Origin of the sequence: Pedobacter montanisoli (assembly GCF_022809115.1) — a bacterium.
GTDB lineage: Bacteria > Bacteroidota > Bacteroidia > Sphingobacteriales > Sphingobacteriaceae > Pedobacter > Pedobacter montanisoli.
The window spans coordinates 891,643-908,632 of sequence record NZ_JALGBH010000001.1 but is presented as its reverse complement, the minus strand read 5'-3'; the positions used below and the strand labels follow the sequence as shown (position 1 = coordinate 908,632).

The 16,990-nt window shown below is 39.3% G+C and carries 15 protein-coding genes; 7 read left to right on the top strand and 8 right to left on the bottom strand.

What is annotated here, in order from left to right; genetic code table 11:
• The first annotated feature begins 41 nt into the window (after positions 1 to 41).
• Complete coding sequence (locus tag MMF97_RS03985) at positions 42 to 1,058, top strand: SAM-dependent methyltransferase (RefSeq protein ID WP_243359410.1); 1,017 nt, start codon at positions 42 to 44, stop codon at positions 1,056 to 1,058.
• Positions 1,059 to 1,080: 22 nt separating this feature from the next.
• Here MMF97_RS03985 and MMF97_RS03980 read toward each other — a convergent pair whose 3' ends face one another.
• Genes MMF97_RS03980 through MMF97_RS03960 form a run of 5 tightly spaced genes read right to left on the bottom strand, consistent with a single transcriptional unit; the run spans position 1,081 to position 4,911 of the window.
• Positions 1,081 to 1,674 (bottom strand): phage tail protein, encoded by a 594-nt coding sequence (locus MMF97_RS03980; protein WP_243359408.1) that lies wholly within the window; start codon positions 1,672 to 1,674, stop codon positions 1,081 to 1,083.
• A 19-nt stretch (positions 1,675 to 1,693) separates the two neighbouring features.
• Entirely contained in the window at positions 1,694 to 2,302 is a 609-nt protein-coding gene (locus MMF97_RS03975; RefSeq protein WP_243359406.1) for a phage tail protein, read from the bottom strand.
• A 16-nt stretch (positions 2,303 to 2,318) separates the two neighbouring features.
• Positions 2,319 to 2,930, bottom strand: a complete 612-nt coding sequence (locus MMF97_RS03970) for a phage tail protein (protein WP_243359404.1) — start codon at positions 2,928 to 2,930, stop codon at positions 2,319 to 2,321.
• A 14-nt stretch (positions 2,931 to 2,944) separates the two neighbouring features.
• Positions 2,945 to 3,904: a methionyl-tRNA formyltransferase gene (locus MMF97_RS03965; protein ID WP_243359402.1), complete on the bottom strand. Its 960-nt coding sequence runs from the start codon at positions 3,902 to 3,904 to the stop codon at positions 2,945 to 2,947.
• A 29-nt stretch (positions 3,905 to 3,933) separates the two neighbouring features.
• Positions 3,934 to 4,911, bottom strand: a complete 978-nt coding sequence (locus MMF97_RS03960) for an SAM-dependent methyltransferase (protein ID WP_243359399.1) — start codon at positions 4,909 to 4,911, stop codon at positions 3,934 to 3,936.
• Between the two features lie 237 nt (positions 4,912 to 5,148).
• Between MMF97_RS03960 and MMF97_RS03955 the strand changes: the two genes are divergently transcribed.
• The 4 genes from MMF97_RS03955 to MMF97_RS03940 all read left to right on the top strand — a co-directional run bounded on the left by MMF97_RS03955 (position 5,149) and on the right by MMF97_RS03940 (position 9,085).
• The gene (locus MMF97_RS03955) at positions 5,149 to 7,095 is read left to right on the top strand and encodes a histidine kinase dimerization/phosphoacceptor domain -containing protein (RefSeq protein WP_243359390.1); all 1,947 of its coding nucleotides are present in this window, start codon (positions 5,149 to 5,151) and stop codon (positions 7,093 to 7,095) included.
• 4 nt (positions 7,096 to 7,099) lie between these two features.
• On the top strand, positions 7,100 to 7,702 hold the full coding sequence (locus tag MMF97_RS03950; protein WP_243359389.1) for a response regulator transcription factor: 603 nt from the start codon (positions 7,100 to 7,102) through the stop codon (positions 7,700 to 7,702).
• 248 nt (positions 7,703 to 7,950) lie between these two features.
• Positions 7,951 to 8,496, top strand: coding sequence for a cyclic nucleotide-binding domain-containing protein (locus tag MMF97_RS03945; protein ID WP_243359388.1), 546 nt, complete (start codon positions 7,951 to 7,953; stop codon positions 8,494 to 8,496).
• Between the two features lie 238 nt (positions 8,497 to 8,734).
• Positions 8,735 to 9,085, top strand: a complete 351-nt coding sequence (locus tag MMF97_RS03940; RefSeq protein ID WP_243359387.1) for a hypothetical protein — start codon at positions 8,735 to 8,737, stop codon at positions 9,083 to 9,085.
• Positions 9,086 to 9,264: 179 nt separating this feature from the next.
• On the opposite strand, the gene MMF97_RS03935 is transcribed toward MMF97_RS03940, so the two are convergent.
• From MMF97_RS03935 to MMF97_RS03925, 3 genes are read right to left on the bottom strand one after another with little or no spacing between them, the layout of a single operon-like run.
• Positions 9,265 to 10,626 carry a RagB/SusD family nutrient uptake outer membrane protein gene (locus tag MMF97_RS03935; RefSeq protein WP_243359385.1) on the bottom strand — a complete coding sequence of 454 codons (1,362 nt, stop codon included), beginning with the start codon at positions 10,624 to 10,626 and terminating at the stop codon, positions 9,265 to 9,267.
• 4 nt (positions 10,627 to 10,630) lie between these two features.
• A complete protein-coding gene (locus MMF97_RS03930; protein WP_243359382.1) occupies positions 10,631 to 13,801 on the bottom strand; it encodes a SusC/RagA family TonB-linked outer membrane protein in 3,171 nt (1,056 codons plus the stop codon).
• Entirely contained in the window at positions 13,798 to 14,358 is a 561-nt protein-coding gene (locus MMF97_RS03925; protein ID WP_243359380.1) for a TlpA family protein disulfide reductase, read from the bottom strand. Before MMF97_RS03925 ends, MMF97_RS03930 begins: the two co-directional genes overlap by 4 nt.
• 975 nt (positions 14,359 to 15,333) lie before the next feature.
• Here MMF97_RS03925 and MMF97_RS03920 point away from each other — a divergent pair.
• Together MMF97_RS03920 and MMF97_RS03915 are read left to right on the top strand one after the other, a co-directional pair.
• Positions 15,334 to 15,888, top strand: coding sequence for a hypothetical protein (locus MMF97_RS03920; protein WP_243359378.1), 555 nt, complete (start codon positions 15,334 to 15,336; stop codon positions 15,886 to 15,888).
• Between the two features lie 74 nt (positions 15,889 to 15,962).
• Positions 15,963 to 16,961 carry an HNH endonuclease gene (locus MMF97_RS03915; RefSeq protein WP_243359375.1) on the top strand — a complete coding sequence of 333 codons (999 nt, stop codon included), beginning with the start codon at positions 15,963 to 15,965 and terminating at the stop codon, positions 16,959 to 16,961.
• The last annotated feature ends 29 nt before the right edge of the window (positions 16,962 to 16,990 follow it).

Below are 16,990 nucleotides of genomic sequence, written 5' to 3'. Positions count from 1 at the left end.
CCCTAAAAGTATTACTTTATCAAAAATTTCTTAGAGCTTAAATGAATAATTTTCTTTTTAAAATTGCTACTTCTATTGTTCACGCTAAAACGAAAGCCGAAGAGTTCGATGCCGGAAAGGCTTATGCCGACTTTCTAAACAGCCTAACTTTTCCTGAAACCTGTTATAGTGATGAAGAAACCACCCTCACAGGAGGGGTTGCTTTATCTCCTTTACAAGCGGCCAACTGTGCTCTGGAGCACATCAGAACTGTACGCTTTATCAAAGGAACTTACCTCGCTATTCTCGAACTTTTTAAACGCTTTCCTCATGAACAATTAAATATTTTATATGCCGGTACCGGGCCTTTTGCTACTATTATTTTGCCTGTACTTTCCCTTCTTCCTCAAGCAAGCTTAAGCCTTACTTTATTAGATATCAGCAGCCAGTCAGTTAAATCCGTTAAATCTTTATTTAGTCAGCTGGGCTTCAATTCCTTCGTTTCTGAAATTTTACATACAGACGCCATTACCTACACTTATCCCTCTGCTAAAAATCTTCATATGGTCATCTCTGAAACCATGTTTGAAGCTTTGAATAGAGAGCCACAAATTGCCATTACGGCTAATCTGGCCAAGCAAATCTGTAAAGACGGTATTCTCATACCTGAACAAATCAATATCGATTTGCTATATGCAGATTTTAATTCAGAGCCTAATCTTCAGATTTCCAATGAAAGCGATTTAATTCTTTCCAATACATCTTTTAAAGAACGTGTTGTCCTTGCTAAATCTGTTCTCAGTTTAGATTTAAACAATAATTTTTCTGATTGCGGACAGGAAAAAATCCATTATACACCCTGGTTTACCACTTCTTCTCTTTCTTTTTCTGTACCCGATCTGTGCCTGTTTACTACTGTAAAGGTATGGGATCATGTTGTGATCCACAGTTCCCAATCTACCATTACCAATCCTGTTTGCATCAGTTCTTTCCATACTTTGAACCAATTCGGTTCTTTCAGGTTATATTATTCTTTTCAGCACATTCCACAATGGTCTATTGAATACAGGAAAGATTAATCTTCCCTGTATTTTTCATCTATCAAGGTCTGGGAGGATAAAGTCCGACTAAGCAAATGATATAGTTCATAACCAAATAGGGCTGCATATTGTTATGCGGAGCAGATGCTCCAGCAATACTCGTTGAGGCAGTCACTGACTGAACTACCACAGATTGGTCATTCAGAGCCACATTTGGGGTTGCCTGGTTATAGTTTGCATCTGCAGTAAAGCTTCCGGCGTTATTTACCCCACTGGTTGCAATAGTTGCTCCCTGTGCAGGTAACGGTTGTAAAGCATTTTGTGCGGATACTTTTAACTGCGCAGATAGGTTTGTTACTGCACCTGCAGCATGTGTATGCTGAGGCATCTCATTACTTGTTAGAACATGTGTTTCTTCTCCACCTTTTGTAGCAAGTAGAAATTGCGGCACAGTCATGTTTGCAAAAAGAGGAGCGCGCCCTCTAAGGTCGGGCAAATTAAAATCAGTACTTGCATTTCCACCATAAGTTGTACCTATCAGCGAATATAAAGCCTGATAATTTCTTATTTGTAAACTTGTCCCATCGCAAACATGCCAACCACGAGGGACATTTTCAAGTGGCCATAGCATAATTGAACCTATAAAAGCTTCCATAATATCTTTTTCTTTTTAATTATTGATTAAAATCCGGGTAAAGTCCGTTTGTGCATATAATAAAGTTAAGTGCAAAAGAAGGCTGCACATTGTTATGGCTTGCTCCACTCCCTGTTCCAGTGTTCATATAATCTCCAGAAAGGGTTACAGATTTACTGTTCAGGATTACTGTAGGAGCACTATTACCATATTTTAACACTGGGCTGAATGATCTGCCTGAACCTGAGCCTGCGATTGCCAGCGTGGCATTGGCTGTTGCAGCAGTTTGCGAGGCATTCGCTGAACTTACATTAAGGACTGCTTTTACATTTGCAGCCCCCTGAGCAGTAGCGGTATGAATATGAGCAGGCATTTCTGCTAGGGTTAAAGTATGTGTTCCTTCACCACCAGTCTGTGCCAGTACACGAGAAGTAAGCCCCGGCCCCTGTCCTGCACCTATGGGTACACGGCCTCTTAAATCTGGTAAGGCAAAATTTGTCCTACCATCGCCTCCGTATCTTGTTCCCAATAATGCGTATAATAACTGGTACTCATTAATATTTAATAAGCTGCCATCACAAAGATGCCAGTCCATTGGTATTCTATTTAATGGCCATAATATAATGGCTCCTGCATATGCATCTATCATTTTCTAATTTTTAAGGTTAATCATTGAAGTAGGGATATACTGGCCCGTCAATACTAATAATTGCATTTAGCACCAAATAGGGCTGCATATTGTTATGAGCTTGCGAACCTCCTGTAGCACCGTTAACAGCTGTAACACCACTACCCTGTGTGCTTATACCTATAGACCCAAGGTTTAGGGTAGTATCAGGGTCAGACATTACAAAGTTTTGTCTTGGAGCAAAAACTCCCCCTGTGCTTGTTCCTGCTACTGAAATAGAACTACCCGCAGTAGGAATTGATGCTTCGGCATTGGCATTGCTAACTGCAAGTGTAACTACTCCGCCTATATTTCCTGCATGCGAATGTGAAGCCATTTCGTTAACATTTAAAGTATGCTGAGCTTCTCCTGTCGTTTTTCCCAAATCTAAATTCAAAGACCCCGGAATTTGTCCCTTTCCCACAGGAATGTAAGTTCGCAGATCAGGCAATTTAAATGTGCTTTGCCCACTTCCACCATAAGTTTGCCCAATGAGCGAATAGAGTGCGGGATATTGATTAACCAGCAACTCCTGTCCCTGACAGAGCAAATACCCTGCAGGCGCCCAATTTAAAGGCCATAAGATAATTGATGAATAAAATGTTTCCATATATGTTTAGTGATTTATGTTAAAGTGGTTTCAGGTATACTAACTACCATTGTTTCAAAACTTTGCCCTGTCTGCAAACCTAAAGCGGCCAGCTTAAATCCCGATAATACGCCATCTGCTGTTTGCACTATGTTAATTCTTAAATACTCATCCTGCTTGCAGCCCACAAAAATTCCGCTATCTGGCTGGCTGTAAACAATTATTCCTGATTTATATTCTCCGTTTGAGGATAAATTAGCAGGCGTAACCTCCAAAATGCTTACCGGCTGATGGTTTAAATAAGTAATTGCCCCTCCATAGCATGGATTTGCTGCGTTTATCAGATTTTCTATTTCCCCAGCGCTCATGTGTTCCCAATCTATGGTAAGGTCTTGCCTTTCGGGCATTTTATAATAGGTTGAGGTTTGCTGTGTTTGTACCTCAGGTAATTCATTTCCATTATACAGATTTTGGGTAAATTGTATCAGCATATTCTGTGCTACAGCAGCATAACGACTATTACAGATACCCCAATTTTCGCCGGGTATAAAAGAGATTTGCTGTTGCATTAGCACTTCGCCTTCATCAAATGCCGCATTCACTTTATGAATGGAAATTCCGCCAGTGGTTTCACCATTTTTAATCTGCCAGAATATAGGGTCAGGTCCTTTGTAAGCAGGCAACAAGCTAAAGTGTACATTATAAAAACCCAGCTTGGGCGTACTGAATATTTTCTCGGGTATGCGGTAAGAAAAACCAAACATGATAGCCAAATCTGCTTGTTGCAAATCTATTTTATGGGCTAAATCTTCGTTCAGTTGTTTTTTGCTTACCTGATAAAAGGGAATATTTGTCCGATCACAATAATCTCTGATTTGAAAATTTGGTCCCTGCAATTTATCTGTAGAAACTACAGCCTGCAACCAGCCCGATTTTTGAAAATGATCCAATGCGGGCAAAACAGCAAGATGGTTGGCAAAAACAATAATTTTCATCAGTTTAGTTATTATATGATTTTCATCATCTATCCGGCATATACATTAAATCCTGTCTGTTCGCTCAGTTTATAAGCAAACTTCAGTGTTTTGGCTTCGTTGAAATCCCCTTTTACCCTATAAGGCAATGTCAATGAGCAATCGTTATAACCGAGTTTATCGGTTTTGTAAACGGTTATATTCGTTGTAAGCATCAGTTTAGATCCTATTTCTTCATCCGGTTCATAAACGACCTCCTTAAAAGACCATTTATCAGCATTTGAACCTGCTATAATTTCACGATAGCTTTCTTTGTTAAATCTGCCCAGCTCTTTTAAAAGCAAGGGTTCATTCTCTTTTCGGGGTGTTGCCAAAGCAACAGTTATTTCTTCAGGTATAAGTAGGGTGTTTTCGGGTAGTTGACTAGCTAAATTGAGCATAATCGCTATTTGAGGTTCGTTGCGTAAACCACCGTTCATGGTTTCGCTTACCACAATATCTGCTGTATCTGTTACCTTCCACGTAGCAGCATCGGCCAGAACAAATTCTTTTACGTATGCATTCAAATCAAGTATGGTTAAAAGCTGCTGCAGTTTAGCATAGCTAACAGGATTAATCTCCAGCAATGTAAACTGTACCTGATTGGGCCTGAATTGCATCATGGTTGGAATTGCCAAGGCTGCAAGAGGACCAGTACCCGCATAGATCACTTGTATTGGTTTTGTAGTTTGTTTAACGAGACAATCTTTCACAGCCTCATAGATCCCCCTGCAGAAACGTTGTGTCCTTAGCACTTCACGCACACAGGCCGCGGCCCAAAACGGACCGATCGCTTTACCTGTATGAGTAAAAATATCTGTTCTCTGCTCATCGCTTTCACTGTTTATGCCTGCCAGTTCGAAGAGCATGGAAGTATATTCATTTATGGCGGGCACTAATGCCGCATGAAAATCTCCGGGTAACAAGATTGTGCTGCAGGCAATCTCTAGTTTTTCCTTTATTTGGGATATATCTATTTTTTGCTGCATTACGTTAAGATAGATTGGCTGAGAACAGATTGTTAATTATAAACTCAAATTTATGAGGCTATACCTATAAATCATATAGACCCATAGGTCTGTTTTGTCTTTATCCTTTAATTATGAAATAAATATTTTTAATTTAGTAGTTATAAACTAAACATATCCGACACACCAATACATATAGTTTTTATTTATAGTTTTTAAGCCAGACTATAGGCAAAAATTTAAATAGATTAACGCTACATGAAGTTTGTTTCAGGTCTTACGCTCTATCTTCTTATCCTGCTGGGCATATCTTCGGTATGCCAGGGTAAGGAGATCTTTTTATCTGAAAAAAACGCTCAAAAAAACATTCTGCTGAAGCCGTTTTTCTATGCAGTTGAAGACTCTTTAGATATTTATAGCTCTACAGATATCCTACGCAGGCAGACATCTGATCTTAAATGTCTTAATCAGTTTTCTATAAGTTCTCCCGATCATACTATCTGGTTAAAAGCTTCTTTAAAAACAGATCAAGGCTTAAACTACAGCAATTTTTGCATTACCTTTCCTCATCTTACCTTTGTAGAACTTTATCTCTTTGAAGGAGAAAAACTGATAAGTCATCGTAAAGCTGGTGCATTTAGAAAAAAAAATGCTATTTATCCCGGAGACAGTCGCTTTATGTTTAATGTTTCCTTTAATAGGGGCATCACTTATCAACTTTTATTTAAAATAAAGCATACCAAAAAATATCCCCCCGATTTTAATTTCACCTTACAAACTACTTATAACAGCCTTTATTACAAAAAAACCATAGATATTGTCAATGCATGGCTACAGGGAGCTTTATGTGTGCTCTTCATCTATTCGGCACTTTCCTGGTTAGTAAACCACTATAGACCTTTTTTATGGGTAAGCCTATTTATCTTGTTCTTGGGCCTTTATGGTTTCTCATTAGGAGCTGCCTATATAGATATTCTATTTCCTATGCAGCCTGAAACAGGATGGCTCCTGGTGCTGGTGTTCTTGCACTTGGGAATATTAAGTTTTTACCTTTTAATGGTCGATTTTCTGGAAGTCAGAAAAAATAGTCCTCGGCTTTATTCATATAGTCGCATAGTCATTATCGGCTTACCTGTCTTCTCTGTGCTTTGTTTGCTCAACAATATTTTAACCTCAAATTATTACTTAACCAATCAGATCAACCTTTATATTTCTGTGGTTCATGTAAGCTACATCATTTCCACTTTTACTTTGTGGAAAAAATTAGATAACAGTCAACGGTTTTTACTCTATGGCATTATCGTATTTGTTTTAGGTGCAATTTGTCTGGTGAGTATGACTGCCGTATTGCATGAGCAAGGTTTTGTTTATGCACCTATTATTACACAGACTTGTATCATACTTATTACCATATTGTTTTTAACCGGAATCAACCTAAAGTTAAAGCAACATGAGCATGAAAAAATAGAAACGCTAAAGCAATTAAACAGGCTGCATCAGGAACATAACATTATTGTAGAACGCAAAGTAGAAGAGCGTACACTCGAATTGCAGGCTTCCAATCACAGGTTACAAGAACAGCAACAGGAACTGATCAACCATCGTAATCATATTCAGACTTTAATGGATGAATTAAGCCACAGGGTAAAAAACAATCTGCAGATGCTATATGGCTTAAGTTCTTTTCAGCTACCCGGAACAGAGCTGGCACAAGATCAATACGGTTTTAACGAGATGAAGGGAAGGATCAAAGCAATGATGCTGGTAAATGAACACCTGAACACCGAAACAGAAAAACAATATATAGAACTCGTATCCTTAACAAAGGATCTGAGCTTTCATCTGCAAAATATATATGATCCTTTAAAACAAGTACAAATAACCATAGAGGCCGATGGCGAACTTTCGCTTCATCCCAAACAATCTTTACCTTTTGGATTGATCCTGACCGAGCTTTTTACCAATACTTTCAAACATGCTTTTGCAAGCCATAGTGCCAATCCTGCAATAAAAATCAATATCTCTTTATCTCAGGATCAGGTAAAATTAACTTACCATGATAATGGGAAAAGAACTAACCCTTCAAGTGATTCTTCTTCTATGGGTATTTCATTGATCAAAGACTTAACCCGACAACTTAAAGGTCAGGTACAAATCGATACTTCATCAGGATTTTATTATTCTTTTACTTTCTCAAAACGATAGAACCATGCGCATATTAATTATAGAAGACGAAATTGTAATTGCCCGCTTTATAGAACAACAGGTACAAAACATATCTTCCGCTTTTGAAATTGCAATCGCTATTTCTGTTGATGAGGTAGAACACCTTTTTCCTGATTTTATTCCACAGCTGGTCATATGTGATATAGAACTTAACGATAAGCTGGATGGAATAGAATTACTTAGACAATTAAAGGTATCTCATACTTTCGAAACCGTTTTTATTACCTCATATAAATCTATGAATATGATTAACAGGGCTTTTGAAATTGAACCTCTTAATTATATCATCAAACCTTTGGATGAAAACAGATTGTATGCAGGCATTTTACCAGCAATCAAAAAAATAAAAGAAAATCTGCCGCAACCAGCAGCAGATCTTAACGAGACGATCAGCCAGAGTGAACTCAATATCCTTAGACTGATTGCCCAGCAAAAAACAACTCCTGAGATAGCCAGTATATTAAATCTTAGCCCTTATACCATCAAGAATCACCGACATAATATTTGCCGTAAACTGAGACTTAACGATGAAACCAATGCTTTACTAAAATGGTCACTAAAGAACCAACATTTACTTGCTAAGTAAACCCATGCTTAATCATTTTTGATAGGCCTCTAGACCCCTGTTTTTATAAAAGTTTCCCATGGGGTTAGACAATAGCCTGCAAATCCAAGGATTATCCTTCGTCCTTATTTCATTTTAGAAAGTCATTAGCCTTAACAATAAATTTAGTATATTAGGTTTATTCTACCTGTATCCTCTCGTCTTATTTGCCGATTACGCTCACAGTTACTTAAAATATTTATTTTATACATCTAAATAGGAGGTAAGTTATGATGAGTCTACATTTATCTGCACTTAAACTTTTCCTTTTGCAACAAGGAGCCTTACATCCCCAGGCTTGGTTGGCCATTTCTCAATGTGCCAAAGTAGTGTCTGTAAAACCTAATGAAGGCATAAAGCTTGAAATGGGTTCACTTTATTATGTAGCCCAAGGCCTGCTCAAAGAGTATGATACTTTACAACGCAGCCAGCCCCGAATTGTAAATTTCATATCCTACAATACCTGTTTTTATATCGATATTTTTAATCAGAACCATTATTTTAAAGCTATACAACCTAGCTTAATTTTAGTTTTTGAGATGACCCAACTCAAAGAAATTTATAAATTTCACAAAGAATTAAAGGTTACATATGATCATCTTAAATACCAATATATACAGCAGCTTAACCTCAGAACTCTCATTATAGAACTTCCTGTACCGCAGCGTTTACAACAGTTTAAACATCATTTTGCATCAAGTATTAATTACCTGAAAAAGAAAGATGTGGCTGCTTACCTCAACGTAAGCTACAATTATTTGATTGCCAACTGGTAAAAAGTTAAGATTTCGTAGCTTTTTTTAATCTTTTTTGTAACTGCAGGCATGGTAAAACCGGGCTAACTTTGTTCTGTGCAGCAAAACACATAGCTTTTATCCGGCCTTTACCCGTACCGGCTTAGTTTTAAATTTTTATGCGGAGGGTGTAAACGTTCTTAGTACAAAACAATGCTGCCTATTATTAACCTCTAAACTTTTTGGTCTGCTTTTTCAAATGCAACAAAGCAGTCTTTAAATGATGAAAAACTTAAAAAAATTATTATTTGGCCTAGCTACGCTGTTAGTGGTGTTTGGGCTGGTGTTTATGGTGAGTGCTTTTACTTCGTCAAAAAAAACTGCCACACTAAAATACCGTTATACTGGTAACGATGAAACGGGACTCCATACCGCTTCAAATTGGGATGACGTTTCCAGCCAACCCAGTCCTGAGGGTTGCGAACCTGGGGACGAAATCCCTTGTCTGGTGCAGTTTGATTCTGGAGAGTATACCGATATCCAGGATTTTATTAACCAAAACCCTTCGTTAACCGACATGATTGAAACTAACAGAATTCAATCTTATAAAAATGAAGTGGTAGAGCCATAGCATTATTTAAGGGCGTTTCAGCCCCTAAGTACTTTAATCAAACTTTGGTTTATTTTATTATCTCCTCCCCCTACCCCCTCCAAAAGGGGGAGATACAAATTGCATAATTAATTGTGTGTATCTTACATTCTGTAAGAGAATTATAGGAAGAGCAATTGATCGATAACGTTATAGAGGGTTTAATCATATTTATTTTGTGGCATACCGCTCAACTCTATCACTACCTCTGGTATGGGTGCGGCAAAACGAGGTGAATTTGCGGGCAACAGGTAAGTTTGCCCGTTTACGGTTCGCTCCAAGGTTATTCCTGCACCAAGTATATTTAACCGTTTGATATCTGCCCATCTCAAATTTCTCATCAATAACTCCTTACGTCTTTCTTCCAATACCAATTTTAATACGTCGGTAGTATTTGCCAATGTATAGGGGACGAATGTTCCGGTCTTGTAACGGTTCCTTAATAACAGATTAAGGTCTTGCAAGGCTAATTCTTGTTGCCCGAGCCTCGCTTTACATTCGGCTCGGTTCAAATACATCTCATCGGTAGCTAAGCCACTAAACAGATTGGCAGAACCTTGATAACTGCCCTTGAACCTATAAGTTCCATCGCTGTTGCGTAGAAAAAAGACGGTTTTTCGCAGGTCATTATCGGAGTAGGAGGCATATAACAATGGATCTATTCGGGCTGTACTTGGATTGATGGTACTTAACAATTGCACCATGCTCGAATGGATCACCTCTTTTCCAAAAGCGGCAATTGGAAAATTACTAGCTACATTTAAGGTATTATAATCGATCAGTTCTGATCTGATGGCCAAGCAAGAATCTGCATACAAACTAGCTTTCTCGAAATTCCCCATCTGCAAATATAGCCTAGACAATAGCGCATAAGCTGCAGGCTTGCTAGGACGCATTACGTGCACGGGAACATTGGGTAGCAATTGGGCAGCTGAAGTAAGATCTGCCAAAACCTGTGCGTAAGAGGTAGCCTGACTGCTCCGTACAGATGTTTCATTAAAATTGACATTTAACCTAAGTGGAATGCCCAATTCAGTTGCAGCGGTAGTGGGATGATAAGCCTTGCTCCAGATACTTAAGCCCAATAAGAACATTTTCCCCCTGTAAAAATGTGCCTGTCCTTTTACATTCCGCCACTCGGCAGCATTAGTGGTAGTTAATTCCACCTCATCTATACCAGAGATTACCGTATTTGCCCTGTAGACCACATTGTATAAATTGGCCCATTCATTGGTGATGCGATCATAAACCTCGCTGGTTTGCCAGGTGTACATTCGTTGCTGCCATTCGGTACGTGATAGAAAATTGGCCGTAGTTAAATAGCAATCTGTGGCACTGGCTTCGCCAGAAGCAGCATCCAAATCATTCATTACATTGCTTTGATCTAATAGCGCCTGAAAATCTTTCAAGCTACTCGGCACGGCCAAGTTAGACCTTGGCTTCTCCTCTAAAAACTTTTTGCAGCCTAACAAGCTGCTAAAGGCTAACAAGAAAACCCAGAAAGTGATATATCTTAATTTCATGTGTTTAGAATTTAATTTGAACATTAATGCTGTACATTTTCAAAGCTTCGCTGTAGGGATAATCTGGATCATGCGATTCATTATTGCGTTTCCATACTAAACCCGCTTGGTTAAGGTTTCCAGTAACTGTTAATTGCTGAAAGGGCAGTTTCTTCCATTGCTGCTTGGCAAAGGCATAGCTTAAACTTATGTTCTGCAAACGGATATGGTCGCCACTAACCAAGGTAGCTTCAGAGAAATTATAAAAGGAATTTCTGTTGCCCGCAATGGGATATACCATACTTGGCACATTGGTAAAAGCCTCATCGCCGGACTGCTGCCACCTTTGCGTAAACTCCCTATTTCCATTTCGGCTGTTGTACAAATCTGAATAATTTAGACTAGGCCGTCTGTAGTAATGCCCGAACTTGTAGGAAAACCTAAAGGATAAATTAAAGCCGTTGTAACTTAGAGTATTGGCAAATGCGCCAGTAAGCTTGGGCAACACAGGGCCAACATAGGCCAGATCGTGAATGGTTGTTCGGCTTCCGATAAGTGTAGCATAATCTTCGCTGAGTACACCATCTACATAGCCTCGTGAACTACCCGTTTGTGGGTTGAGCCCTCCCCAACGGTAACCATAGGCACCATACACCGGCATGCCCACTACCGCTGTGACTACGTTACTTCCGTTTACAAAGTTTGAGCCCGTTAGCGAATTTAGGTAATAGGTATCTACCCTATCCTTGTAGAAGTTAGCAAATAGACTGCTGTTCCATTTTACCACGCCTAGGGTATTCTGCGTAGCGAGCTCTACATCTATACCGCTTGCTGTAATTTGTGCCGCATTACGCCTTGTCCTAGAACCTACGCCACCCGTGTAATCAATGGGGTCGGAGGCGATGAGATCATAAGACCTTTTTCGATAATACTCTAGCGAAAGTGCTAGCCTACCGTTGAACCATTTGCTATCTAAACCAGCGTTTAGCGTATTTACCGTTTCCCACCTTAAATCTGGGTTGGCATAATTGTTATAGCCCGCCGTGGGTGTACCTGTAAAGTTGGAAACACCTGTATAGGTAATGGTAGTTAGTGCCGCATTTCTAGAATCACTATTACCACTACTGCCATAGGTAAGCCTCAAACGCAGATAGCCTAACGGTTGCCACCTTAACCATTTTTCTTCGGTTGCGAGCCAGGAAACACCGAGCGACCATAAAGGATTCCATAAATTATTGGTAGCTACGCCGAAAAGGTTGGATGCATCGCGGCGGACACTGCCAGACAGTGTGTACTTACCTTGATAAGATAATGCCCCGTTTGTATAAGCGGAAATATAGTTGTTTACCTCGCCAAAGGCATCTGCGAGATAAGGAATGAACTGGCTATTGCCGTTAATGATATTGGTATAGGCATTTTGATAATCTACAGGGCTGCTCAGCAAGGTCTCCCGATCAATGCCGTACATACCGTTGCTCTTTGTGTTGCGCTTGGTACTGCGCATTTCGGCACCAACGAGTATATTTAGGTCGAACGCTGCCCAGCGCTGTTTGAAATTGAGCTGTGTACGCAAGTTCTGGTTATTGAGCAGCACCCTACTCTCCTGGCTAATGCCACCCAAAGGAATGGTACGTTTGACTTCGTTGCCGTTCAGTTGTGTAAATTGGTTGATCAGGTTACGCACGTAGTAACTTTGAGCACCGTAATCTGTGCCTGTTATATTTCTGGCCACCTGTGTACTATAATTGGCCGTGAACTGTAAACCACTTGATAGCTGATAGCTCAACTTGAAATTAAAAAGGGCATCCATCTGCTTTCCAGTACTTAGCACCTCATTTCCTTCATTTAAGGGATAGTATTTCCAGTCGAGCAATTTTCCCTGCCCCAATTGAGCTGTATAGCTTTCCCTATAATTTTTCATTATCGATAGGGCATTACCATCTGCATCTGTAAAAGTTGTATAAGGTGGTAACAGGCCATTGCTGGTTGTTAACTGGCTAAAATCCAGCCTACCGCTCTGGTTGTTCTGCAAGGTGAGCCATGCTGCCGCAGTCAGCTCCATCTTTTTGCCCAACTTGAAGGTATAATCGGATTTTAAGTTCAAACGATCACTGTATGCCCCTAGAGCATCTTTACCTTGATTATATCCAGTAAAAAGATACCACTTGCTCAGTGCATTACCACCGCTTATATCTAGATGATATTGCTGCAGCCATGGCTGGCCGTAAAAGTGGTTGCGGTATTCCTGTACAATATCTTTTTCGGAAAGCATGCGGAGCCTATCGCTCAGCTCGGCGGCGCCCAATTGCCCATCCCTGTTGGCAATCAGCAACTCGACCACCGGCGAAAGCGGAATACGCGCTGTAGAGTTTTCCTGTGTATTGTAAAAACCCTTGCCGAACAGGAACTGCTCTACCTCGATCATTTCGGCACTGCTCAAATTATTATAATTGGCCAGTTTTGGTTTTTGGTTGAGGAGCAAGCCAGTGCTTACATTTATTTGCATAGTTTGGTTGAACCGCCCTTTTTTTGTGGTAATGACAATAACTCCGTTACCTGCCTGCGCTCCCCAAATAGAGGCCGCGGCGGCATCCTTTAATACCGTTACACTTTCCACATCGTTAGGGTTAAGGTTGGATAGCTCCCCTGCATAGGGAAAGTCATCGACCACGATGAGTGGTGAGCGATCACCGTTGATGGTACTTAATCCACGTACCATGATGGAGCCTGCATAGGTACGGCGATCGACACTTAGTGCCGGAGTGATACCCTCTAGCCTACTGAGCACATCTACTCCCTGTTGCTCGTTGAAGGTCTTGTTATTGACCACGCTGAAACTTCCCGTAGCCCGTTCTTTTGGCAATTGCTGATAGCCTGTATTTACGATGACCTCATTTAACTGTGTTGCTACAGGTTTAAGTTGATGTAGCAACCATTGTGTAAATGGCAGGTTGAGCATTAACGTATCAGTTTGATAGCCCATTGCCGCAACGCTTACCCTTTGCCTGCCACTTAACCCATCTAATGTGATTTCTCCATTGGCATTGCTTGGCAAAATCTTGTTAGCACCCAATAGCTTTAACGTAGCCGTATGGATAGGCATGTTGGTTTCCGCATCCCTCAATTTGATGCCATATTGCGCCTGTGCACCGAAGTAAAGGCAGCAGCAACACCAAACCATCAATAACTTTCTCATGGCCTGCCCTCCACTTTTTGGGCATTTAACGTTTGTGCTTCTATGTTAGCTGCATTGATAAAATCAGAATTGGTAATACCTATTAATGTTCCGTTTGCTCCTATCCAAACATAATGTGGCAGTTGCCAATGGGGAAACAGTACGCCCAGATAGGTATCGCTTAATATGGTACCTAGTTGTAAGCCCATGTTGTGCCTATCAAATACCTGTATCACCTTAGGCTGATTGGCATCTGTTTTTACCTTGTTTATTAATAGGATATTGGCTTTACCTGCGAATGCTTGCTGCAAGTTATTGAGCAGTGGAAACTTGGCAATACAGCTGCCGCACCATGTAGCCCAAAAATCTAAAATGAGCAGTTTGCCCTTGTATTGCGCTAATGTTTGTTTTGTTGTTTGCCCATTCGCGTAGATGTTATGCTCCTGTTGCCAAAAGCTATCGGGCAGTTTATCACCTACTTTTAAGGGCTTTATTTCAGATAGGGATGCCTGAGCCATAGCTAAAAAATTTAGGCATAGCAGAGCCAGTACGCCTAAAAGCGTTATTTTTTTAAACATATTTTAAATGGTTTTAAGTTTTTAGTGGTTTGTTTAATACAATAAAAACTGCCGCTTTAGAACTATTAACCTAAATTTTATGAGAAAAGCGGCAGTTAAGCCTTATGGCTAAACTGGGTTTTTAGGCTTTAAAGCATAAAGCCGATCAAATGGATAAAACAATTGCGGGTTGTGTGTGCGAGCAAAAAACCATAAACCACCACCGCTTTTACAGCCAGGTATACTTAAGTGGTTAGTATTTGGTTTTCTGTTCATTTGGTTAAGGGAATAAGAAAAACTGAAGTTAATTTTATCATGAATAACCAGCCCTTACGGTAAACCGTGTTGCTTATTAAGAAAAAGATGCCTACCTTAGGTATTACGACAAACCATTGTATGTGCAACTTTTAGCCTAAAAAGCTTAAGGGCTGGCACCAAGCTAAATACGAACCTCTTAGATCCAATGTGCGCTCTCTCCACATTGCCTCTTTTACGGCTTTTTTATTTTGCCTGGTTTCTTGCCGCAGCTACGATGGCGAACGGAATACGTTCTTTAACAAGAGTAACTGGAAATACCTGTACCCTAGCTCCCAGAGGTAAGGGTATAGCACGGAGCTTAATTTTTTCGTTTGCATAACGTTTAATATTTGGTTATGTAACGATGTGTACCCAAAAGCAAAGAGAGAAAACCGAATTGATAGGAATCAATAAGGCGAACTTCAAAGCTTTTGATAGTGGTACCGTCAAGAACCGCTCAAACCAAAGTTTGAGTTCCGCAAAAGACTTACATGAAGTTCGCCCTATTGAATAGTATACGAAGATACAAAATTCAATAGAAAGCGAACCCACGATCGGCTCATGCGGAAAATTGACGGTTTTCTATCATGAGTGACATCGTAAAAAGCAAGACCTAAGCCTTACTCTATTTGTCGCTATAATTAACTGAAAACAAACATAATAAATAAAAGTATAAAAGAAAAATAATTTATACTATTTATGGATAAAATAAATCTTACTAAAGAATACTCAAAAATTTTAGCAAAATACTTAAAGAGATTTAAGCTAGAATCTATTGATATTGCATATTTAGTAAAGACAAAGAAAGATGTAATTGAAGGTATTTTAAAAAATGAGAAAGGCATTGTACTTAATACTTTAGAACAAGTCGCTCAGGTTTTTGGCTTAAGGTATTTCGAGTTTGGCAACCCTCATCATCCTATCCCCTCTTTTGATTCGCTTCCAGAAAAAACCAAACAACGGATCGCCTATCGAAAAGAAGAAGGTCCATCTGTTGAAACCACCTACACGCCAAGTGATATTAATGAGCAAATTAATAAAGCAATATTAAGCTACAATGTTGGCGAAGAGTTTTTAGCAGAAGATATTGCAAATAGCATTTTAGAGGAAGATGGAGAAAAGTATTCGGTAAGCCAAATCATAGATCGCTTCAATAAATCTTTTAAAGAAAAAATAGAGAAAACAGATAGGAAAGATATGGCAAAAGAAGGCAGAGGGCCAAAGCCTGTGTTTTATAAATTGGTGAAGAAGTAGGAGTTTAGAGAGGTAAGGAGAAAGGGCTTTTTTTAAAGCTTCTATGGTAATTTAAATATAAAGAAAATCACTTAATGATACATTCTATTAACAACTTACTTTATTTTAGACAAAAAAATCCGGGTATTCGAGGTAGTGGAATTAGCGTCAACGACCCTGTCCTATTACCTGTACTTTCGGAATTAGAGAATTTAAAAACCTCTTTAGAAAACTATTTAAGTGATAAGGTGGAGAAGCTAAAAATAGAGATTTCAAAGGGTCAGGCAAATTTTCCTAGCATATTACATGTTTCCATCTTGCCACGTAATCAAAAAGTAAGTAATGGCATTTATGTTGTAATGTGTTTCGATATTCTGGGAAGGGGGATCTTAGTAGGATGTGCCGAATCGATCACGAACCCAAAGGGATTAAATACAGTTATAAGAAAACAACGAGGAATTAAATTAAATATAGATGTTGATGGTTTACGGCCAACTACAAAATATAATAACGTTTTTGAAAACCCAAGAGAATTCTACTTCGGCTCTATTGATGAAAAACAGCTTTTAGATCATATTTCTTTATCCTTAGATATCGCTCTTTACAATTTGGGGTTAGCCAAAAAAGATGATTTGACTATAGCTGAAAAAGCAGATACTGGAGCAAACGACCAAGCTTTTGACCCACAAAATTTAGCAGATGCCAGAACAAAAATTGCTCGACAAATTACGGCAAGAAGAGGGCAAAAATCATTTAGAGACCAATTACTACGGGCATACGAATACAAATGTGCCGTGACAGGCTGCGATGTCGTAAGCACTTTAGAAGCGTGTCATATCATGCCTTATAAAGGAGATCAGACTAACCATATCCAGAATGGCTTATTATTAAGGTCTGACATTCACATATTGTTCGACCTCGGATTCTTAACTATAAATTATAAAAATAAGACAGTAATCCTCAATAAAGAGATAACAAGCTCATATTATGGCCAGTTTAAAGCAAAAAAAATATTTCTGCCAAAAAAACCAAGTGATCATCCACATTTGGATGCCTTAAAGTTCCATAACGAACATGAATTTAAACAAGGATAGACAACGAATAATTCTAAATTAAGGTAATA